Genomic DNA, 22448 nt, shown 5'->3' with positions numbered 1-22448 from the left:
ATAATTACTATATTTATTTTTAAAGGTATCAAATGGAACAAATTGACCGCACGCTCTTAAAAGAAAAAAATATCGCGCTTGTTGCCCATGATCACTGTAAAAGCTCATTACTGGAATGGGTTGAAAATAATCGTGAACAACTGTCTCTACACAAGTTATTTGCAACAGGAACTACCGGTAATTTAATTAATCACCACACTGGCCTTACTGTTACTCAAATGCTAAGTGGTCCTATGGGTGGCGACCAACAAATAGGTGCAATGATCGCTGAAAAGAAAATTGATATTATGATTTTCTTTTGGGACCCATTAAATGCTGTTCCGCACGATCCCGATGTTAAAGCTCTTCTACGCTTAGCTACAGTTTGGAACATCCCAGTTGCAACAAATCGTGCAACTGCGAATTTTTTAATTTCATCACCTCTCTTTTCACAAGAATCTACAATTAAAATTCCAGATTATGAGGGTTATTTAAAAGAGAGATTAAAATAATCCTAAGGTTTTCGCTGTATAGGCACACCTTGAGATTTTAGTTCTGAAACAAAACAAGATGGCTGTTGTTTATTAAATAATAGCCATACTTGTTTTTTTGCTCTTGTTAAAGCGACATACATTAAGCGTCGCTCCTCTGCATTAGGATAATCTTCAACACTAGGCAGTAATGCCAATTCAATAATCGATTCTCTTGCTGGTGCTGGAAAAGCATCTTTGCCTTCTTGTAAACCTAAAATAATAACGTAATCCGCTTGTTGCCCTTTTGAAGCATGAAAAGTCATAAACTGTAGATCTAATTTAGGCCAACGTGTTTTCGCTTTTTTTAATAATTCTGGTTTTAAATAGTGATAACGAGCGAGTAAAAGGATAGTTTCATTTTCTTCTACATAACCACTCATTTTATTTAATAGATTTTCAAGTTGATCATCAGATAACAGCACAACTGACTTTTTATTACCTTTCACTAAACTATTTAAAGGCTTAGATAATTGAGCTGGATTTTGTTGAATAAACGTATTGGCAACATTTCCTATCGTGTCATTAAAACGATAAGTCGTATCTAATGCACATTCAGCACCTTCACCAAAAGAGTGATGGAAAGAAGTCGTTAATAATAATTCTGCGCCACTAAAACGATAAATGGCTTGCCAATCGTCTCCTACTGCAAATAGAGATGTTTGTTTATTTTGCTGTTTTAATGCGGTTAATAATGAAGCTCTTAATGGAGAAATATCTTGGAATTCATCAACGAGAATATGTTTCCAAGGACTAATAAAACGCCCTTTTTCAATAAGATTGATAGCTTGATGTAATAAGCCCGAAAAATCGATCGCATCTTCCTCTTTTAATGCAGTTTTCCAAGCTTTTAATAATGGAGATAATAATTTTAAATACTTTTTAAAGGCTTCTGTATATTCGGGTTGTACACTTTCAATCAGAGATTTTTGGCTACCGCCTTGCATCCTTAATAAACCAATCCAACGCTCTAATCTTACGGCAACTTGGTTTTCTAATTTTTTATCATGCCAAAACTCACCATCAGGAATATCCCACTCTAACTCCTGAGATAACCACTCTCGCCACCCTTTTGCTTGTGCTTTTTTCTGTTGGCACTGCTCTCGCCACTCACCTAATAATAGCGCTCTTCTTTTTTCACTATTTATTTCAAGCTCACTAATTTTGGGTTGTTTTTTAGTCGCTTGTTGAATAACGGATAATGCCAGTGCATGGAACGTTTTTGCCATAATATCGGCATTTAAACGACTAGAAAGTCTTTCATTCATTTCTTGTGCGGCTTTACGACCGAAAGCAAGTAATAAGATTTGATCTGGCTGTGCTAATTGACGACGTAATAACCAGCCTGCTCTCGCGACTAATACTGATGTTTTACCACTGCCCGCACCAGCCAGAACAAGAATATTTTCTTCACCATTAATCACAGCACGACACTGCGATTCATTTAATGGCGATGATTCAATCGTATTAAAAAATTCCGCATACTCATTTAATATTTGAGTTACCCATGCAGAGTTTTCTTTATTAATAAGTGCGTCACCTTGCTTTAACCATTCTAAACATTGCTGATAAAGACTATGGCAATTATCAAATTGAGTAAGGCGTTCAAGAGGAAGGGGAATAGCAGAAAAGCTTTCTTTGATAGATTGTTGGATCTCAACAAGCTTAGACTTTTTTATCCATCTATTTGATTGAGTGATTTCATTAATATTATGGAGTTGCTTTTCAAGCACCTGAGCACTTATTTCGCTCATTTCTTTACTCCAATTTTGCCATGATTGATAAAGATAACGATAAAACTGCTGAGTTTCTTCCCAGTCTGTTCCATGCAATCGAACAACTTTATCTTCAGGCAATAAAAATTCTAATTCCCCCCACACAATTCCTTTTTTACAGAAAATATTAATCAATTCGTTAAAAGGAATTAAATACTGATGTTTTTCACCACTGACTTCAATACCAGCATTTAACAATTTGACTCTATTATAAGGATGCTGTGCTAAACGTTGTCCCATCGGGGTGGATTTCAGTTCCATACGTAATTCCTGCAATAAATAACAAATAGTCTGTTGTTAAGCTCTTTTTAATCGGTGATAAACCCTATATTCTAAGAGGTAATTATCTTCATCTTGTTTATTTAAGGGCTTTTTGTGTTCACTTTGCTAAATGGCGCCCGCCGATTTATCTATAATAGCCACTTTTTATATTATATTCGCATAATAATCGCGCTTACAGGAACGACTTTGTTTCCTTGGATCTTAGGGCAAGAGCCTAAATACACAATTCCGCTAACTTTAGGAGTGGTTGCGGCAGCATTAACTGACTTAGATGATAGGCTTGTTGGCCGTTTAAAAAACCTTGTTATCACTTTATGCTGTTTTCTTCTTGCTTCAGCATCAATAGGATTACTTTACCCATATCCTATTTTATTCTTTTGTGGTTTAGCCATTTCTACTTGGGGATTTATTTTATTAGGCGCTTTAGGCCAACGGTACGCAACCATTGCGTTTGGTGCTTTATTAATCGCAATTTATACTATGCTCGGTATGCCTATTTTCCCTGAATGGTATGAACAACCCGTTTTACTACTGTTAGGCGCTATTTGGTATAACTCATTAACATTAGTTGGTCACTTATTATTCCCAATTCGCCCAGTTCAGGACAATTTAACTCGTTGCTACCAACAACTTGCCACTTACCTCGAAGCTAAAGCGACATTATTTGATCCTGATATCGAAGATGACTATCAACATTCGCTTTATAATTTAGCAATGGCAAATAGCCAATTAATTGACACGATGAACCAAACTAAAGTTACATTATTAAGTCGATTAAAAGGTGATAGAGGCCAACGTAGTAGCCGTTTCACTCTTCATTACTATTTTGTTGCTCAAGATATTCATGAGCGAGCAAGTTCGTCGCATGTTCAATACCAACTATTAAGTAATGAATTGCGACATAGCGATGTGTTATTTCGTTTTCAACGTTTGCTTTCTATGCAGGCACGAGCTTGTGAACAAGTTGCACAATCTATTCTTTGGCATAAAAAATATCAGCATAACCCTTCATTAGAACGTGCTATAAATTATTTAGAGAATGCACTAAATCATTTAAAAAATACGACTTCAGAGCCACAATTAATAACGCCTTTAAATAATTTACTGCAAAATCTTCAAGGTATTGATGCGCTTTTACGAAGTATTAGTACAGAGCAATACCAAATATCCCACGACCAAAAGGAAGAAACGCAACTTTCTGATGATGGTTTAACTGGATGGCGCGATATTGCACTAAGAATAAAAGAACACCTTACACCTAAATCGGCGCTTTTTAGACATGCCGTTAGGATGTCACTCGTTTTATGTATTGGCTATGCCATTATTCAATTCTTCCAATTAGACAGAGGTTATTGGATATTACTCACCAGTCTGTTTGTTTGCCAACCTAACTACAATGCCACTCGCCGACGTCTTACCTTACGAGTAAGTGGTACTATTATTGGTATTTTAATTGGCTTCCCTATTTTATATTTTGTTCCTTCAATTGAAGGGCAACTTGTTTTAATTGTGATAACGGGTACGCTCTTTTTCGCATTTAGAACCATACAATATGCACATGCCACACTATTTATTACTTTATTGGTTTTATTAAGCTTCAATTTGCTTGGTGAAGGTTATGATGTTGCCCTTCCTCGTATTATCGATACCTTAATTGGCTGTGCCATAGCATGGTTTGCTGTTAGCTTTATTTGGCCTGATTGGAAATTCCGTCAACTGCCCGTTGTTATTCAAAAAACAATGACGAATAACTGCTATTATCTTGACGCCATCCTTATTCAATATTACCAAGGAAAAAATAATAGCTTGAGTTATCGAATTGCTCGTCGAAATGCTCATAGCAGTGATGGTGAATTAGCATCATTGATCTCAAACATGTCATCAGAGCCAAAAAGTTATCAAGCATCCCAAGAAGTGGCTTTCCAGTTGCTTTGCTTAAATCACACTTTACTCAGTTATATTTCTGCACTTGGCGTTCATCGTTCAAAAATAGAAGATGAGAATGTACTTACATTGCTTAATGATACGGTTTGTTATATCGATTCTGCTTTACGTCGCAAAACGCCACAAGACGAAGGATTTAAGCAATCTCATGTAGAATTAATTGAAAGGATCAACCTATTACCTAATGCAGATAATCCTCGCATTCAATTAGTACTCACTCAAATCCGATTACTATTGGATTTGCTGCCACAAATTATTAGTTGTATCCAAATTATTGAGCAAAGCGAATCAAACAGCCTACCTAAACCCCAAGTTTAGTCCCATATTGACGTTATTTTCTCTAATTGCCATAAGTACATTAGAGAAAATAACAGTCATTACTTTTATCTTATTGAAAAGATAATTCGTTGTACCAATCTAATAACTCCATTTTAAGTTGACTAGGTAATACAGAACGATGGCACCCAACGATAGCTCCTGCCAATGAAAGTAAAAGTTCACTATTTCTCAAATTGTGGCTATGCATTAATTTTAGATAACACGCTTTAGCACCGATTAAACGCAGTTCTTCAACTTGATTAATGCCAATTTGATTCAACCTTTTTTCTAATATCACACCTAGATTAGGTAAGTCTTTTATTCTGCAAGGCTTCTTTCGTTGTCCTAAATATTCTTGAATACTGTAGTGATATGACATATCAATATATTGATCTAATTTCTGCTGATTTTTCCATAGCGAATCCGTTATATGGTAATAACGCAATATGATAGGAATTCCTTTTTTCAAATAGGTATAGGAACTCATTTTTGTTGCCTTATAAAGAGTTTCTAAAAAACCACTTCCTTTTAAATAAAACTCATTATCTGACGTGATAGCAAACATAACATCATCAATCATTAAGCTAACACCACCAAATTGAGACTTTGTTGTTAACTCTCCATATTGCGCAATACGCGATAATAAATGAGCCTTCCTTTGCTCAGGTAAAAATAACATTGAAACTCCAACACATACTTTAAGATTAAATTTTATATTTGAATTCAAAAACATGCATAAACATAACAAGAAGGACAATAAAGAATTTCCTTTATATTGCCAATAGTTGACGACTTAAAAATAGAGATTTACATAAAATTTGAGAGGAACTTTCAAAAAAATGAGCTTGATTTAAGCGAAATATAGAGATACTGTATATTCATACAGTACATATGGAACGAGGTAAATATGAAACTCTCAACATCATCTCCGACAAGACAGAACGCCATTCTCCAAGAGATCTCAAATGAGGTATTACCTCTATCTATCCCTTCAACAGTGGCGACTTACGATAGTAATAATAAACAAGGTATGGTGAGTGAACTTCTCTACCAAAACCCGCTCGTCATTAATCACATCCTTTTGCCATTACTGAAACAGTATAGTCATGAATCGCGTTGGTTATTGTGGCTAAACCCACAACAAAAACTAAATCGTACTTGGTTAAAAAACGCAGGATTACCACTTAACAAAATAATCCAGTTAAATCATATAAATATGATAACTACTGTTGATTTAATGGAAAAAGCACTGATGAGTGGTAATTACAGTGTAGTACTCGGTTGGTTACCAGAAATATCGTCAGAAGAGATGAAACGATTAGAATCTGCTGCAAGTAAAGGAAAAACCCTTGGGTTTATTATGCGACAGCAAGTTAATTCAAATATCCATTTAGAAAGTACTAATACATCTAAACGACATTTGAATTCCGTAAAAATTCATTCAATTCACTACCATTAGTGAAATTTAAGAGTTTTCCTAATACTCAAAACACCCTTGTGTCATTTAAGATAAGTCAAAAGTATTTATAACCTAAATCATATAGTTACAAGAAATTTAACAAAAATACAGAATCTTTCCCATTGTGGAATAAGACGGATCTTTTTAAAATTTTAAGTCGAATTTTAAAGGATTACTTGTAACTTTTTAAGTTCATTGTAGACTTTATGTCGTTAAGGTTATGCTTTAAATCCCATTTTTCGGGATCATCATTTGATGAAAGCATTGGATTCCTAACAATAATTTAACCAAGGGCAAATAATAAGGCTTAAAGCCAAATGCCTAACTTGGATGATAACGAGGCGTAAAAATGAAAAAGACAGCTATCGCATTAGCAGTGGCAGTGGCAGCTTTCGCAACTGCAGCGCAAGCAGCTCCAAAAGACAATACCTGGTATACCGGTGGTAAATTAGGTTGGTCTCAATACCAAGGTACTAGCAACCATTTCGATGGTACTTCTATCGGTAATGGTAACACTCACCGTGATCAATTAGGTGCAGGTGCATTTGCTGGTTATCAATACAACCAATACTTAGGTTTTGAACTGGGTTACGATTGGTTAGGTCGTATGACTTATAAAGGTTCATATGACAACGGTGCATTCCGTGCTCAAGGTATCCAATTAACCACTAAATTAAGTTATCCAGTAATGGAAGACTTAGACGTTTATACTCGTTTAGGTGGTATGGTATGGCGTGCAGATTCTTCTGCAACTAAAAATGCTACTTCAGCATCTCCAGTTCAAGAACGTTTCTCTAATAACGATACTGGCGTTTCTCCAGTATTCGCATTAGGTACTGAATACGCGATCACTCCAAACATCGCTACCCGTGTTGAATATCAATGGATCAACAACATCGGTGATAAAGGTACTCTGAATGCACGTCCAGACAACGGCATGCTGAGTGTTGGTGTTGCTTACCGCTTCAACCAAGAAACTCCAGCTCCAGTTGTAGCTCCAGCACCAGTTGTAGCTCCAGCTCCAGTTGTTGAGAACAAAACCTTTACTCTGCGTTCAGACGTTCTGTTCAACTTCAACAAATCTACTCTGAAAGCTGAAGGTCAAGAAGCTCTGAATGGTCTGTACGCTGAACTGGCTAACATCGACCCAACTCAAGGTCGTGTAGTAGTTATCGGTTACACTGACCGTATCGGTTCACAAAACTACAACCTGCCTCTGTCAGAAAAACGTGCTCAATCTGTAGTTGATTACCTGGTTTCTAAAGGTATCCCTGCAAACAGCATCTCTGCAGAAGGTCGTGGTAAAGAAAACCCAGTTACTGGCAACACATGTGACAACGTTAAAGCTCGTTCAGCTCTGATCGATTGCTTAGCGCCAGACCGTCGTGTTGAGATCGAAATCCAAGGTACAACTGAAGTTGTTGTTCCTGCTGGTAAATAATTCAGATAGTAGAATAATCTACTGTTGATGAATTCAAAACCCTGCCATTGGCAGGGTTTTTCTTTTATGGAGATAAAATTAGATCAAAATATAAAGACAAGAACGTTTTCAGGCCAGTATGAAATATCACAATAAAAACAAATAAATTGTCGAAGCCAGTAAGCTAAGAATAATGTAACTTATTTTTCTTTATCGCGTTCTAATAACTCAATGAGTCCATCTTTTAAACTATGCACTTTTAATGCATATTGTTCTTTTCGTTCAGCGTCTTCAATTAATTGCACGATCGTTTCTGATAATGTGATCCCTCTTCGTTGTGACAATGCAGATAAGCGTTGCCAAACTTTAAACGTTAAATCGATTGATTTCTTGCGCGTATGCTGATGCTCAGCATTAAAATAACGTTTTCTGCGAGCTCTAATCGTTTGCTTCATCCTATTAGATAAATCAGGATTCATATGCAAATCTATCCACTCTAAAACTTTTAATGGTTGTGATTCAAGAAGCAACAATTGCTCGACAACTTCATCAGCGGCACTTTTTTCTATATAACGGGTAATTAATTCACCTTCACGGTGTTTTTTTACTAGATAGGCCCACTTCCAGCCACATTCTAGGTTCTCTAATTGTTGATATTTCATACAAATCCCCGTGACAACGTAACTATATAGTAGCATATCAACAATTTTACAAAAATACTGCCACTGAACCGAAATTTTTTGACTATTTTATAGGCAAAGTTATTTTAGATAATCTTTCTTATCAATTAATAACAAGCCTTGATAAGGGATAGTTTTCTGAGCACGTTATGATAGAATCGAGCGTCGCTATCATAAAACCTTAATGACCAATTATTAACCCGTCATTATAAGGTCGTAGCGGTACATATTCCCTGCCTATGCAGTTGATGACAGTTAAAGAACCGTCTTATTGCAGGATAGGTATCGACTTATACGATATCTAATTATCTCTTTTCACTAATCAATAATAAAAACGGTAACCTTGAAAAACAACGAATTAGAATGGCAGGCGTTACGTCCTGATTACGCCTCCTACCAAACTTTCTTTCAAACAGCATCTCAATTACCTGCATCTCTACTTCGTGAGGTTCAACCTCGCCTGTATGAAAGCCTGCAATGGTTAAACAATGCAGATTCAGGGCAGTTTATGCTGTTAAAAGCGGATGATTCTACTGCTTACTTTGATATGCTGACAGACACATTAACGCAATCAGGGATCAAAACTGATCCTGTTGTTGGCAGTTATCAAGCAGAAACCAATAAAATCGATTGGCAAGAAAATGTACAAGGTGCATTTTCATCATCAGAATCTATTACTTGTTGCCAATGGATAGAGCCAGAACAACTCTTTGGTTCATTCTATTGCCATAAAGACGAAGTTACCCTCAGCCCAGGTTTATTGCATAAAGTAAATGGAGGCATTTTAGTCCTCTCTATAAAATCTTTACTTGCACAACCACTAATGTGGTTCCGCCTTAAAAAAATGGTTGAAGAGCAGCGTTTTGAATGGCTTGTTTGGAATGACAATCAATCCCTGCCTTTGCCTATTGAAAGCATGCCTCTCAATTTACGGGTTATTTTAGTCGGTGATAGATTAAGCCTTGAAGAGCTTGAATTTATGGAGCCTGAGCTAAGTAGCACAGCTTTATATGGTGAATATGAATACGATATGTATTTAGAAGACGAAACCGCTCTTTCTCAATGGTGTGGCTTTGTAAATTCATTGTGCCAAAAATATAGCCTCCCTTCTCTATCTGCGGATGCTTGGGAAGTCTTGCTAACACAAGCAGCAAGACAACATGAAGATCAGCTAATGCTGAGCCTAGATTTAGAATGGATCTTACGCCAGCTTCGTTATGCAATTCGTTTTAATCATGGTCCTTCTCTAAATGCTGATGCATTGAAAAAAGCAGAAGAAAATCGCCTATGGCGACACAGTTATTTATTAGAACGTAGTCGTGATGAGATTTTACAAGACCAAGTAATGATACAAACAGAAGGTGAAGCTGTTGGTCAAATCAATGGACTTTCTGTCTTGGATTACCCTGGATATCCTGATTTAATCGGAGAACCGACTCGCATTACCTGCGTTGCACATATAGGTGATGGTGAGTTTACAGATGTTGAGCGAAAAGCTGAGCTTGGTGGCAATCTTCATGCTAAAGGAATGATGATTATGCAAGCTTACTTAAACTCAGAATTACGTTTAGACCAACCACAGCCATTTAGCACCTCGATTGTTTTTGAACAATCATATGGTGAGGTGGATGGTGATAGCGCCTCTCTGGCTGAATTATGTGCTTTTATTAGCACTCTGGCACAACAACCTATTGATCAACAAATTGCTGTTACAGGTGCCGTTGATCAATTTGGTCAAGTCCAACCGATTGGCGGCGTAAACCAGAAAATCGAAGGCTTCTTTGATATCTGCCAACAAAGAGGGCTAACTGGTGCACAAGGCGTAATTATTCCTCTTGCCAATATTCGCCATCTTGTACTCAACGAAAATGTGCAACAAGCGGTAAAAGAAGAAAAATTTCATATTTGGCCTGTCACTCATGTAGCGGAAGCGATAACGTTACTGACGCGTCAGCCATATTATGAAGAGCAATGTGAACCAGAACAATCAGACTCACACTTGTTAGCTGTTATTCATGATCGTATAACACTTGCAAATAATCAGGATAGACCTAAATTACCTTGGTTCTTACGTCTATTCAGATAATTCTGTTTCAAGTGATCGGAGTTGTTCAGCGTACAAGTGTAAGCTATTCTGTTGTCTTACACTTGATAAAGGCTATATAGACAATGGTTGATAAACGCGAATCTTATTCTAAAGAAGACCTCATTGCTTCAGGCCGTGGTGAATTATTTGGCCAAGATGGCCCACCACTGCCATCTGGTAATATGCTAATGATGGATCGCATCATTAAAATGACAGAAGATGGCGGCACCCATAATAAAGGCTTTATCGAAGCAGAATTCGATATCAAGCCAGATTTATGGTTCTTTGATTGCCACTTCGTGAATGATCCTGTTATGCCAGGTTGCTTAGGCCTAGATGCCATGTGGCAACTTGTTGGCTTCTATCTTGGCTGGCTTGGTGGTGAAGGTAAAGGCCGTGCGCTTGGTGTTGGTGAAGTTAAATTCACTGGGCAAATATTACCAACAGCAAAGAAAGTTACCTATAAAATTGATTTCAAACGTGTTATCAATCGTAAACTGATCATGGGTATTGCCGATGGTGAAGTGTATGTTGATGGTAAGCTGATTTATGAAGCAAAAGACTTAAAAGTTGGCTTATTTAAAGATACAACTGCATTCTAAGATAGATAACAACCCGAATCTATTATAGAAATACCGTGTAACATAAAGTACACGGTATTTTTTTATCTATGCTAACAACGTATTTATTTTTTTATAAAAAACAGATCATATTCAACTCAGTTTTTATCAATACATGCTGTCGATTGTTTATCTTTTAGATACTGAAAATATTGTTTAATTTTAAGAGAGAAAAATAAGCTGTATGTAAGATAAACAAGTAATCCTACTAAAAATAAGATCCCTAATACTTCACCTGAATTTTCTGCTTGATTACTACCACTTGTATTATCCAATGTATTTTGCATACCTACGACTATTGCAATAGTGATAGGAAGCATTGATATACTCCAGAATATTTTTAGCATCATCGATGCTATTTCTTTATTCATAAAGATAACAAAAAGAGTAATAACATATAAAGTTGGGAGAGTAAAAGTTTGTATCAAACTCCACAATATAGAAAGATAAGCTATTAAATTTAAATTTTCGCTATCTTTTATAGATATGCCCACTAAAGTAGAAACACTAGTAAATGAAGATATTAATTGCCCTAAAGTAAAGAAAATAAAAACAATTAATATTATCCATAATGATATTGGTTTTTTCATTGAAATCTTCCTTGTAAATAAAAGTCGCTATCATAAATTAATCGATGTATAGTGTCATTATATTAATAAATAAAATTTATATATAAAGATAAATTTAATTTAAGTGAACTTTTTTTATTCCAAACAAATACTAAACTTAAAATTTATATCCACTTAGTATAAGTAGATTACGTCAAGAAATAATCGTATGGATATGATTATAAGCGCAATAGTAGAACTGTTGAGCTTTCTGATTGATCTTATCTTTTTTCTTTGCAAAGCAATTGGCTATAAGATCACAGTTTTATTGATTATATTTATTTGTATGTATGCTAATCAATTCAATATAAAATGGATCTTAGGTTTTTCTATAACCTCATTATGTTTATATAGTCCAAATTTATATAAGTTATTTAAAAAATCAAAAGGAAATCTTTAAGTTAAATTAATCGTCATAAAAATAATTTAAGGAAAATAAGTGATTAATAAAGGAAAAGTATCTAAAAAAATGCAGACTTTATGTTTTATTGTGGCATATTTCTGATATTTACATTTTCTATACCTTGGTTTACTTCAGAAAAAATTGATTGGCTCTATAATTCTGTTAATACAATACTTGCTATTTTTCTTACTATTTATGGGTTTCGTTTACGTAGAAATTCTTATAGATCAGAATAAAAAAATAATGACAATATAACGTAAAAAGGCTTACAAAAATGTAAGCCTTTTTTATATCCAAATTGATTGTTTGTTATTTATACTCAAATTGTCCTATGCTCAATATGTACATAGGAATATATATAAATAACCCTCGTTTTGATTGTCGGTAAAATCTTAGTGATAATATTCAATAGGACTCAAAATTAGCCATGACATATTTCACTACGACGGGTTATTTATTTTACCAGACTAGGGCGATCTTCCATCGCCTGTCGCCAGCCTCCAAGCCAATGTGAACGCGCATCAATGGCGAAATAAGGGCAAAGTTCTTTTGAACGACCTTGCATACCAGCTTGATAACCTTTCGATAATGCTCTTGCTAAACGATCTCGTTTCTGTCTTTTCATATCTAGACAACCCTCACGTTCTAAGTTTAAGCGGAAAGATAATGATTGTTTTTTCAACAACCACTATAAATTGATACGCTTTATTGCGCATTTAAGCAAGTAAAGAAGTTAATACAAATGTCATATTTGTGATGTTGAGCCAGCTAAAAATGTAATACCAAATGTTATTATTTATTTTATTTAATGATTTAATTTAAATATTATCTAATTCTTTTAATGGGTTATACCCAAACAAAAACATAACTAATTGATATTTAATGGGTATTATTAATTAAAAACAATTTTCTTTATTTTTATCTTAGAAAATCAATAAATTAAATAAGATATAATAATGTTTGTTTTTATGTTTATATCAATATAAGACTTAGTTTATAAATATAACTTTTTGCTCTATTTTTATTTTTTCGTAGAAAACTCTTTTTAATTACCTTTGCTTTATTAAGGAATTAGCCATCATTGGAGGTAAAATAAGCTATTAATACCTCTTACATACTTCTATTAATTCAAACTCTTCAAATACAAGTTACATATCTTCTAAAAAAAATGCTATGCAATACGCCAAGCTTAACTATTCTTCATCTTTTCTCTTTTAGATATAAACAAAAACCCAATATTCAACTTAAATACAATTTAAAAGAATATTGGGTTTAAATAAACATAATGCTAAATCAGTTAGTATTGAGCTTGAATTGCTTTCGCTATCTCAGAAACAACTTGCTCCCATCCCTGCCCTAATGTACGCACTAAAGCAGGATAACCATCTTCCGTTTGTGTTAAAACTAAAGAAAATGGCTGATTAATAACCTTATTATTTTCAGCGTAGATCCAGTCACCTGAAATAATCACTTGCCCATCATAACGGCCTTGGAAGTAATTAACGGTAACGGTTAATTTCGCAAGATTATCTTCAACCGGTTGATTAGCAACAACTGTATCCGGCAATGCTTTTGTTAAACCTGAAATAAGGTTCTGTTGTAATTGCTGATCAAGTGGATTAATCCATAAATGTTGATTAGCCACGGTATAGTTAATATCCGTCGTTTGATAAACAATTCCTGCATTAACTAGCATATTAGACAAACGGATCGGCTGAACCCAAATTTGGGGCTTCTTGGCTGACTGTGTTGTCGAGACTTGTTCTGACACGCCACCTTGATAAACATCGGGCAACTGATAATACGTTTTATCAATCTGACTTGAACATGCCGTTAGCATCAATACAAATACCCCAATGATGTATTTCATTATTTTTCAGCCCTCTTCGGTTCTGGATCTTTACCTTCCTTCGCTTCAAAAATTAATGCGTTGCTCTTATTGTTCAATGTTTTCAATAAAGGCTGCATCTCTCTTAAAACCTGATCAAGCTGCTGCATATTATCAATCATTTTTCCGTATGCAGGAGAGCCCGGTTGGAAGCCTTGCATACTGCGATTAATCTCTTTCAATGACTGTTGAATATCATTAGGAAGATTTCTAAATTCATCACTACCAATCATGGCATTCAATGCTTTTAGTGTCTCTTTCGCTTCAGCAACTGCTTTTTGGCTTTCAGCTAACGTTGCCGTCATCTCTTTAAGCATTGGCTCAACAGGAAGATTGTTGATCTTATCAAGAGATGTCATGACTTTTTGCTGAATTTGCGCTAAACCTGAACTTGTAGTCGGTATTTGTTGGAAACCAGCAACTTCTTGAGGGCCTTCCCATTTTGTTGCATCAGGGTAGAAATCAAGGTCAATATAAAGCGCACCAGTTAAAAGATTTCCCGATTTTAAAGAAGCTCTTAGCCCATTATTAGAGGCTGAAGTGATCTCTTTGACGAAGTCAAAACTTTCACCAACATCATTAGCAAAACGCTCTGGTTCAACATGAATTAGCACTGGAATACGAAAATCTTTATCCAGTGATTGTTGCATGCCTTTAGTGTAATAAGGTACTTGAACAACAGTACCCATGCGAATTCCACGGAATTCAACAGGTGCCCCCGCCTGTAATCCCCTTACAGAATCAGAGAAAAACATAATGTAACTGCGATAATCAGTATATAGCGAGTTTTGAATGCTCTTCTCATTATCGTAAAGTTTAAATTCTGTTTTAGGTGCAATTTGATCGCCTGGTAACCATCCGTTTGGAACATCAAAACTAACGCCACCACTAAACAATGTGGAAAGTGATGCCATTTCAACACGAACACCCGATGAAGACATATCAAAGGCGATACCTGAATCTTTCCAGAATCTCACATTAGATGTCACCATTTTGTCATAAGGTGCTTTGATAAAGAGTTGATAATGCATATCTCTTGTATCAATATTGAATTCACTGGTTTCAACTGAACCAACTTGGTAACCTCTAAATAAAACTGGGTCGCCTGCATTTAATTGACCTGCTTTTTCACTCACTAAATTAATGCGAATACCTTTTGCATCAGGCGAAGCGAGTGGCGGTGAATCAAGAAGGTTAAACTCATCTTCTTCTTTACCCGTTAATCCCGGTTGTAGCTCAATATATGCGCCTGAAAGCAAGGTGCCTAAACCCGTTACACCCTCTTTACCTATTTGCGGTCTTACAACCCAGAATGCGGTATCTGCACGTAATAACTCTTTCATGCCAGTATCAAGGCGCGCTGTGATGATAACGCGACTAAAATTGCTATCGAGTGTGACACTTTCAACTAAACCGATATCCACACTGCGGCTTTTAATTTTGGTTTTACCTGCTTCAATGCCATCTGCATTATAGGTAATTAATGTAACTTCTGGACCCTGATGGCTGAAATGATAATAAAGTATCCATGCACCTATCAGTAAGGTGACAAGTGGTATGATCCAAACTGGAGACCAGCTTTTTAGTTTGTTAATTTTTGCTTCAGTTAAAGCAGTTTCATTCTTTTCAGTCACCCTTAGGCTCCTTAATCGTGGGTTTATCATCATCGGTTGTACACTTATCCCACGTCAACCGAGGATCAAACATCATTGCAGAGAACATAGTTAGCACTACAACCAATGCAAATAGCACCACACCAAAATCAGGATAGATGCTCATCAGACGTCCCATTCTGACTAATGAAGCTAAAACAGCAATTACAAAGACGTCAATCATCGACCAACGCCCTACATATTCAACAACTTCGTAGAGAAAATGCATTCTAGCAGGATCTCTTTTCCCATTAGATTTGTGTGCATCCCAACACAACCAAGCTATTGCTACCATTTTTAAACTTGGCACCATAATACTGGCAATAAATATCACCATTGCAACAGGATAAGAACCATCTTCCCAGAGCAAAATAACCCCTGCCATAATGGTTGAATAAAGGTTATTACCCAATGACTCAGTCACCATAATCGGCAATAAATTCGCGGGGATATAGAGGATCAACGAAGTAATCAACAGTGATACTGTCCATTGCAAGCTTTTCGGCCTTCTTGCATGTCCTTTGACTTCACAACGACTACATTCATATTGGTCGGCAGGTAAAATTGCCGTACATGAACGACATAATCTTACACCTTGTTTTAATCCCGGCTTACCCGATTCTATGTCAGGATAAGCAGGACGAGGCTCTAATTTTTCCCATAAAGTATGCCTATCAAGACATTGGAAAGCACGAATTTGAAATAAGCAATAAAGCACATAAGGTGGGAAACTCAACCCCAGCCCAATATCACCATAAGCCATTAATTTTACAAAGCTAACTAAAATTCCTGCAAGAAAAATTTCTGCCATACACCACGATTTTAGTTGAAATAAAATACGCGATAACCAAATTTGTAGCTTTCTTGGTAATTTAACGGGTGTGCAAAGAAGCAAGATTGCGATCATGCAAAAAGCGGGCACAATCTGCACAAACAATAGGAAAAAGGCACCTAGTTCAACGTAGTTTTCACTAAACATCACCGTTGGAATTTGCATCAGTGTGACATTATTAGCAATACCTGCCACTTCCATACTAACAAAAGTAAATTGGCTCGCCATTAACAGCATAAACAATGCGCTGATTGCTAACGCAACAGGTTGATAAAAAGGTTGGCGCCAACGTGCAGTTAGCACAGTATGGCAGCGAGGACATGTTGCTTTTGTTCCTTGTACTAATTCAGGAACACTGACCACCAGATCGCACTGAGGACATAATATTTGCTCATGTTTATGTTCATGACGATGTTGTTGACCAGAGCACACAGCGACACCTCTTATTTAGAATAATCAATAAAAGAATATTTAATCCAGAAAGTAAAACGGGGCGTGATGCCCCGTTTTCGGTTGGCTATTCGCCGTTTTGCATCAATTCTAGCTCTTGCCATCTGTCAAAAGCCGTTTCAAGCTCTTGTTCTTTGTCAGCAAGCGCCTTTAAGACTTTTTCTGTCTCTTCATGAGGACGAGTAAAGAAATCCGCCCCACTTACTTCTTCTTGTAATTCACTTAACTGCGTTTCTAAGCTTTCTAATTTAGCGGGAAGTTGCTCAAGCTCTCGTGTCAAATGATAACTTAACTTATTAGTACGAGTGTTCTTTTTAGAGCTATCTTTTACTTTTGCTTCTTTTTCAGCTTTTTCTGGTGCGTTGCGTGATTTATTTGTCTCACTCTTTAGTGAAACCGACTGTGCTCGTTGTTGCTGAGCATCGTAATATCCACCAACGTAGCTGTTAATAACACCATCACCTTCAAAGATCCAACACTCAGTAACACTATTATCAACAAATTCACGGTCATGGCTAACCAGTAAAACAGTGCCTTGGTAAGCATCAACGAGCTCTTCTAGTAATTCCAATGTTTCAACATCGAGATCATTGGTTGGCTCATCGAGAATAAGTAAATTACTAGGTTTTAAGAATAAACGTGCTAATAATAGACGGTTTCTCTCACCCCCTGAAAGTGCGCGAACAGGAGTCATCGCACGTTTAGGTGGGAATAAGAAATCTTGCAAATAACCAAGTACATGGCGAGGACGGCCATTTACCATCACCTCTTGCTTACCTTCTGCAAGGTTATCCATGACTGTTTTATCAGGATCAAGTGTCGCACGGTGCTGATCAAAGTAAGCGACTTCAAGCTTAGTACCACAATGAACTCGTCCGCTGTCTGCTTTTAAATCGCCTAACATGAGTTTCAATAAAGTGGTTTTACCGCAACCATTTGGCCCCACCAGCGCAATTTTATCACCACGTTGTACTTTGGCAGAAAAGTCACGAACTAACTTACGCATTCCAATGCTGTAATTAACATCTTCAAGTTCAAATACAATTTTACCAGAGCGAGTTGCTTCTTCGACCTGCATACGAGCACTGCCTAACACTTCACGGCGTTCGCTACGCTCAACACGCAGTGCTTTTAATGCTCTTACACGACCTTCGTTACGAGTGCGTCGTGCTTTAATGCCTTGGCGTATCCACGCTTCTTCTTGCGCTAATTTGCGATCAAACTCTGCGTTTTGTTGCTCTTCAACACGCAATGCTTCTTCTTTGCTTTCAAGATACTTATCGTAATTTCCCGGCCATGAAGAAAGTTTTCCACGATCAAGATCGATAATACGCGTTGCCATATTACGGATAAATGAACGGTCATGGGAAATAAACACGATACTTCCTTGGAAATCTTTTAAGAATTTCTCAAGCCAAAGGATCGTTTCAATATCAAGGTGGTTTGTTGGTTCATCTAAAAATAGTACTCTTGGTGCGCTGACTAGTGCGCGCCCTAATGCTGCTTTTCTTAACCAACCACCTGATAAAGAAGAAAGCTCTGCTTCACCCTCTAAACCGAGTTTTTCTAGTACTTCTGCAATTCGGCTATCAAGCAACCACAAGTTACGACTATCAAGTACTTCTTGTAGCTCTGCCATTTTATTGAGATTTTTATCAGAAGGATCTGTCTCAATCAGTTTAGAAATATGGTGATAATCCGTTAGATATTTAGCATCTTCTTCAACGCCTTCTGCAACAAAGTCAAAAATAGTGCCTTCAATATCTCTTGGGGGATCTTGCTGTAAGCGAGCAGTTACAAGATCTTGCTCATAAACAACTTGACCATCATCTAAAGGTTGCTCTTTAGATAACACTCTTAATAGTGTTGATTTACCCGCACCATTGCGCCCAACTAAACAAACGCGTTCATTTTCTTCAATAAATAAATCGGTGCTATCTAATAGTGGGGCATCACTGAAAGATAAGTAAGCCCCAGTCAAACTAATTAACGGCATTGTAAATTATTCCTCACCAGCATGAGTTAACAGCCAGCAATTGTGAATTTGACGGTTACGTGCAAAGTCTTGTGATAATGTTTTCTGTGTTATCTCTTTTGCACACAACCCAATTTTTGCTAACTCGTCATGTTCCATTTTGAATCCACGTTTATTATTTGAGAACATAATTGTTCCGCCTTTTCTCAACAAACGTTTTAAATGTTTCATTAGTTCAATGTGATCACGCTGTACATCAAAGGTATTTTCCATTCGTTTTGAGTTAGAAAACGTAGGCGGATCGATAAAGATCACATCAAATTGTTCGTTGCTCTGCATTAACCATTGAATGCAATCTGCTTGCATTAAACGGTGTTGTCTACCTGATAAGCCATTCGCTTGGAAGTTTTTCTCAGCCCATTCAAGATAAGTACGGGACATATCAACAGTTGTTGTGCTTTTTGCACCACCAATTCCTGCATGAACAGAAGCCGTACCGGTATAAGCAAAAAGATTTAAGAAGTCTTTTCCATTACTCATTTCACCCAGCATTTTTCGTGCAATACGGTGATCTAAGAACAATCCTGTATCGAGGTAATCGGTTAGATTTACCCAGAATTTTGCACCAAACTCGTCAACTAAGAAGAAATCACCTTTTTCGGCCATTTTTTCATACTGCTGCTTACCTTTTTGGCGTTGGCGTGTTTTTAAAATCAGTTGATCAGAACGTAATGCCAGTACTTCCATTGTTGCGCTAATTACATCAAATAAACGCTGGCGGGCTTTGTGTTCATTAACTGTTTTAGGTGGTGCATACTCTTGAATAACCACTTTATCGCCGTAACGGTCTACAGCAACATTATATTCAGGTAAATCAGCATCGTATAAGCGATAACATTCAATTTGCTGTTGTTTTGCCCATTTCGCGAGTTTTTTCTCATTTTTACGTAAACGGTTTGCAAAATCTTCCGCAAGTCCAGTGTTAATCGTGGATGGTGTATCAGAAAGTAAATAGTTCTTTTGTACACAATCAAGAGGACCATTTTTTGCTTTGAACTCTCGTTCAGCACGCAATTGAATGCAACTTAACAGTTCAGGTGATGCACTAAATAGTGACAATCTCCAACCTGGGAAGTGTGCTTTTATCGCTCTTCCTAATTGGCTATGCAGTGCAATTAATGCAGGCTCACTTTCTAAACGCTCACCATAAGGTGGATTGCTGATAATTGTCCCTTTTATTTCTGTTGAAACAGGGTTTGTCAGTTTAGCTGCATCACCGTGAGCAAATGTAATCAGTTCAGCCACATCCGCTCTGCGGGCATTGGCTCTCGCCATATCCAACACACGTTTATCAACATCAAAGCCATAAAAACGCGCTGTTGTATTCTTTTTGCCTTCACGGAAACGGGCAAAAGCTTCATGAGTCACTTCTTTCCATAGCGCTTCATCGTGGCCTAACCAATGACGGAATCCCCAATGCACACGATTTAATGCTGGCGCACAATCAGTCGCCATCATAGCTGCTTCAATTAATAATGTACCAGAGCCACACATTGGATCGATTAATGGTGTGTCAGTTTTCCAACCTGAACGCATAATAATTGCAGCAGCTAAATTTTCTTTTAAAGGCGCTTGACCTGTTAAATCACGATAACCACGTTGATGTAAACCATCGCCACTTAAGTCTAAAGATAGCGAGGCTTTTTCTTTATGAAGATGGATAGTTAAGCGGATATCAGGAGATTGTTTAGCGACATCTGGACGTTGCCCTATTTTACGTTGGAATGAGTCAACGATGGCATCTTTCGCTTTTAATGCGCCATATTGGCTATTACGAATAATGTCATTCGTGCCATTAAAATGAATAGCAAAAGTCTGATCAACAGTAAAAATCTCACTCCAATCAATTGCCTGCACACCAAGATATAAGTCTAGATCACTATAAACATTGAATTCATTTAACGGCAACATAATACGCGACGCTAAACGGCTCCAAAGTAAAGACTGATACATGGTTTTATCATCAGCACGGAAATAAACACCGCCTTGTGTTATCTGGCAAGCCTGAGCACCTAAGTGTTCAAGTTCAGATTTTAATAGTTCTTCCAGACCTCGGCCTGTGCTGGCAAACAGAGAGCGCATAATATTGTTACCACCTAAAATAAAATTGTTGGGCATTATAGCTAATTGTATTACGTTGTCATAAAGTTACTGGCTATAAAAAATAATAATGTCTTTTTGGGAGCACTGATGATCAACGTTTCACGCCTTTATATACACCCAGTTAAATCAATGAAGGGAATTCGACTTTCTCATGCATTTGCTCGTGAGAGCGGATTCACGTTTGATCGCGATTTTATGATAACCACCCCTGAAGGGACTTTTATCACGGCACGAAAATTTCCCGTTTTGCTGTGTTTTATTCCCACTGTCATGGCAAATGGTATTTATATTCAAGCTCCTGATGGTGAAGGCATTGCTATCACCTATCAAGATTTTGAAACCACATTGCAACCGACAGAAGTTTGGGGCAACCATTTTACCGCGTATGTGGCTCCAGATGAAATAAATCAGTGGTTCAGTCGTTATTTAAAAATGGATGTTCAACTTCGTTGGACTGGCGAAAAATCGACACGCCGAGTGAAAAAGAATCCAGAAACCGCTGTTTCTTTCGCTGATGGTTACCCTTACTTATTAATTAATGAAGCCTCATTTCAATACTTACAACAGCGTTGCCCCGCTTCAATTAATATTGAGCAATTTCGAGGTAATATCCTCATAACAGGTGCAAAGCCTTTTGAAGAAGATACTTGGCAGACTATTCGTGTTGGCTCTGTTGTGATGGACCTGATGAAACCTTGTAGCCGTTGCATCATGACCACTATAAGTATAGATAAAGGTGTTAAACATCCTAACACAGAACCACTCGCAACACTGCAAACATTCCGTAGCGATGAAACAGGTGATGTCGATTTTGGTCAAAATGTCATCATTCGTCAAACTGGCATAATTCGTGTGGGAGATACTGTTGAGGTATTAGCTTATAAAGAAGCGAAACAATATCTTGTAACGGCACCTGTTGAAACACAATCAACACCTATTGTTGAACACGCACAAGAGCAAACTGTCAGCATTGAATTTAACGGTGAAATTTTTGAGGGTAATAACCAAGAAGTCCTGTTAGAACAGCTTGAAAATAATGGTTATGCTATTCCTTATAGTTGCCGAGCTGGCCTTTGTGGCTCTTGTGTTATCCAATTAGATGAAGGCGATGTTAATGCATTAAAAGCCGGAGCAATTAAACGCTCAGGTAAGATTTTAGCCTGTAGTTGCATTCCTAAAGGTAATGTGAAACTTTCACTTAAAGATAATAAAAATCAAATAGATATAAACAAAAAAATGAAATAAAGAACTCAATATAAACACAGTTATGTATGATATATATCGTTATCAGTAAATATTAAATTGATTAATTTTACCCCAATCATATATAACTGAGTTTATTGATGCACCCTCGATACCATTGCATTGGCAGTATTATGATTTT

At 36.8% G+C, this 22448-nt stretch carries 17 protein-coding genes; 7 read left to right on the top strand and 10 right to left on the bottom strand.

Going from position 1 to position 22448, the window contains the following annotated elements:
* Positions 1–32: 32 nt before the first annotated feature.
* The gene (locus tag ACNART_RS07590; RefSeq protein WP_075673145.1) at positions 33–491 is read left to right on the top strand and encodes a methylglyoxal synthase; all 459 of its coding nucleotides are present in this window, start codon (positions 33–35) and stop codon (positions 489–491) included.
* 2 nt (positions 492–493) lie between these two features.
* Here the strand turns inward: ACNART_RS07590 and helD are convergent, their stop codons facing one another.
* On the bottom strand, positions 494–2545 hold the full coding sequence (helD, locus tag ACNART_RS07585) for a DNA helicase IV (protein WP_368927088.1): 2052 nt from the start codon (positions 2543–2545) through the stop codon (positions 494–496).
* 114 nt (positions 2546–2659) lie between these two features.
* Here helD and yccS point away from each other — a divergent pair, with 114 nt between their 5' ends.
* Positions 2660–4828 (top strand): YccS family putative transporter, encoded by a 2169-nt coding sequence (gene yccS / locus ACNART_RS07580; protein ID WP_198620523.1) that lies wholly within the window; start codon positions 2660–2662, stop codon positions 4826–4828.
* Between the two features lie 70 nt (positions 4829–4898).
* Here yccS and ACNART_RS07575 read toward each other — a convergent pair whose 3' ends face one another.
* Positions 4899–5507 carry a TfoX/Sxy family DNA transformation protein gene (locus ACNART_RS07575; RefSeq protein ID WP_109373553.1) on the bottom strand — a complete coding sequence of 203 codons (609 nt, stop codon included), beginning with the start codon at positions 5505–5507 and terminating at the stop codon, positions 4899–4901.
* Positions 5508–5735: 228 nt separating this feature from the next.
* On the opposite strand from ACNART_RS07575, the gene sulA reads away from it, so the two are divergent.
* Both sulA and ompA read left to right on the top strand, forming a co-directional pair.
* Positions 5736–6287, top strand: a complete 552-nt coding sequence (gene sulA / locus ACNART_RS07570) for an SOS-induced cell division inhibitor SulA (RefSeq protein WP_109373552.1) — start codon at positions 5736–5738, stop codon at positions 6285–6287.
* A gap of 349 nt (positions 6288–6636) precedes the next feature.
* Positions 6637–7728 carry a porin OmpA gene (gene ompA / locus ACNART_RS07565; RefSeq protein WP_198620521.1) on the top strand — a complete coding sequence of 364 codons (1092 nt, stop codon included), beginning with the start codon at positions 6637–6639 and terminating at the stop codon, positions 7726–7728.
* A gap of 179 nt (positions 7729–7907) precedes the next feature.
* Here the strand turns inward: ompA and matP are convergent, their stop codons facing one another.
* Positions 7908–8369: a macrodomain Ter protein MatP gene (gene matP, locus ACNART_RS07560; protein WP_088493264.1), complete on the bottom strand. Its 462-nt coding sequence runs from the start codon at positions 8367–8369 to the stop codon at positions 7908–7910.
* Positions 8370–8730: 361 nt separating this feature from the next.
* Between matP and ACNART_RS07555 the strand changes: the two genes are divergently transcribed.
* Positions 8731–10473, top strand: a complete 1743-nt coding sequence (locus ACNART_RS07555) for an AAA family ATPase (RefSeq protein WP_198620520.1) — start codon at positions 8731–8733, stop codon at positions 10471–10473.
* Between the two features lie 83 nt (positions 10474–10556).
* Positions 10557–11075, top strand: coding sequence for a bifunctional 3-hydroxydecanoyl-ACP dehydratase/trans-2-decenoyl-ACP isomerase (gene fabA, locus ACNART_RS07550; RefSeq protein WP_023581351.1), 519 nt, complete (start codon positions 10557–10559; stop codon positions 11073–11075).
* A 116-nt stretch (positions 11076–11191) separates the two neighbouring features.
* Here the strand turns inward: fabA and ACNART_RS07545 are convergent, their stop codons facing one another.
* The 7 genes from ACNART_RS07545 to rlmKL all read right to left on the bottom strand — a co-directional run bounded on the left by ACNART_RS07545 (position 11192) and on the right by rlmKL (position 21043).
* The gene (locus ACNART_RS07545; protein ID WP_349443153.1) at positions 11192–11683 is read right to left on the bottom strand and encodes a hypothetical protein; all 492 of its coding nucleotides are present in this window, start codon (positions 11681–11683) and stop codon (positions 11192–11194) included.
* An 875-nt stretch (positions 11684–12558) separates the two neighbouring features.
* Positions 12559–12729: a ribosome modulation factor gene (gene rmf / locus ACNART_RS07540; protein WP_023581348.1), complete on the bottom strand. Its 171-nt coding sequence runs from the start codon at positions 12727–12729 to the stop codon at positions 12559–12561.
* Positions 12730–13401: 672 nt separating this feature from the next.
* Positions 13402–13974 (bottom strand): membrane integrity-associated transporter subunit PqiC, encoded by a 573-nt coding sequence (gene pqiC, locus ACNART_RS07535; protein ID WP_109373548.1) that lies wholly within the window; start codon positions 13972–13974, stop codon positions 13402–13404.
* On the bottom strand, positions 13974–15626 hold the full coding sequence (gene pqiB / locus ACNART_RS07530) for an intermembrane transport protein PqiB (protein ID WP_198620517.1): 1653 nt from the start codon (positions 15624–15626) through the stop codon (positions 13974–13976). The genes pqiC and pqiB overlap by 1 nt, the downstream gene beginning before the upstream one ends.
* On the bottom strand, positions 15619–16908 hold the full coding sequence (gene pqiA, locus ACNART_RS07525) for a membrane integrity-associated transporter subunit PqiA (RefSeq protein ID WP_109373546.1): 1290 nt from the start codon (positions 16906–16908) through the stop codon (positions 15619–15621). Before pqiA ends, pqiB begins: the two co-directional genes overlap by 8 nt.
* Before the next feature lie 85 nt (positions 16909–16993).
* A complete protein-coding gene (locus tag ACNART_RS07520; protein WP_198620516.1) occupies positions 16994–18922 on the bottom strand; it encodes an ABC transporter ATP-binding protein in 1929 nt (642 codons plus the stop codon).
* Positions 18923–18928: 6 nt separating this feature from the next.
* Positions 18929–21043, bottom strand: a complete 2115-nt coding sequence (gene rlmKL / locus ACNART_RS07515) for a bifunctional 23S rRNA (guanine(2069)-N(7))-methyltransferase RlmK/23S rRNA (guanine(2445)-N(2))-methyltransferase RlmL (RefSeq protein WP_198620515.1) — start codon at positions 21041–21043, stop codon at positions 18929–18931.
* Between the two features lie 108 nt (positions 21044–21151).
* Between rlmKL and ACNART_RS07510 the strand changes: the two genes are divergently transcribed.
* Positions 21152–22309: a YcbX family protein gene (locus ACNART_RS07510; protein ID WP_198620514.1), complete on the top strand. Its 1158-nt coding sequence runs from the start codon at positions 21152–21154 to the stop codon at positions 22307–22309.
* The last annotated feature ends 139 nt before the right edge of the window (positions 22310–22448 follow it).

The sequence above is a fragment of the Proteus sp. LHD240705 genome (assembly GCF_047921555.1).
Classification (GTDB): domain Bacteria; phylum Pseudomonadota; class Gammaproteobacteria; order Enterobacterales; family Enterobacteriaceae; genus Proteus.
This window is presented reverse-complemented; position numbering and strand designations above follow the sequence as displayed.

Bases quoted from the DNA above. Each gene is read 5' to 3' on its own strand.
- ACNART_RS07590 (WP_075673145.1), top strand. From the start codon at position 33: ATGGAACAAATTGACCGCACGCTCTTAAAAGAAAAAAATATCGCGCTT.
- helD (WP_368927088.1), bottom strand. From the start codon at position 2,545: ATGGAACTGAAATCCACCCCGATGGGACAACGTTTAGCACAGCATCCT.
- ACNART_RS07575 (WP_109373553.1), bottom strand. From the start codon at position 5,507: ATGTTATTTTTACCTGAGCAAAGGAAGGCTCATTTATTATCGCGTATT.
- sulA (WP_109373552.1), top strand. From the start codon at position 5,736: ATGAAACTCTCAACATCATCTCCGACAAGACAGAACGCCATTCTCCAA.
- ompA (WP_198620521.1), top strand. From the start codon at position 6,637: ATGAAAAAGACAGCTATCGCATTAGCAGTGGCAGTGGCAGCTTTCGCA.
- matP (WP_088493264.1), bottom strand. From the start codon at position 8,369: ATGAAATATCAACAATTAGAGAACCTAGAATGTGGCTGGAAGTGGGCC.
- fabA (WP_023581351.1), top strand. From the start codon at position 10,557: ATGGTTGATAAACGCGAATCTTATTCTAAAGAAGACCTCATTGCTTCA.
- ACNART_RS07545 (WP_349443153.1), bottom strand. From the start codon at position 11,683: ATGAAAAAACCAATATCATTATGGATAATATTAATTGTTTTTATTTTC.
- rmf (WP_023581348.1), bottom strand. From the start codon at position 12,729: ATGAAAAGACAGAAACGAGATCGTTTAGCAAGAGCATTATCGAAAGGT.
- pqiC (WP_109373548.1), bottom strand. From the start codon at position 13,974: ATGAAATACATCATTGGGGTATTTGTATTGATGCTAACGGCATGTTCA.
- ACNART_RS07520 (WP_198620516.1), bottom strand. From the start codon at position 18,922: ATGCCGTTAATTAGTTTGACTGGGGCTTACTTATCTTTCAGTGATGCC.
- rlmKL (WP_198620515.1), bottom strand. From the start codon at position 21,043: ATGCGCTCTCTGTTTGCCAGCACAGGCCGAGGTCTGGAAGAACTATTA.
- ACNART_RS07510 (WP_198620514.1), top strand. From the start codon at position 21,152: ATGATCAACGTTTCACGCCTTTATATACACCCAGTTAAATCAATGAAG.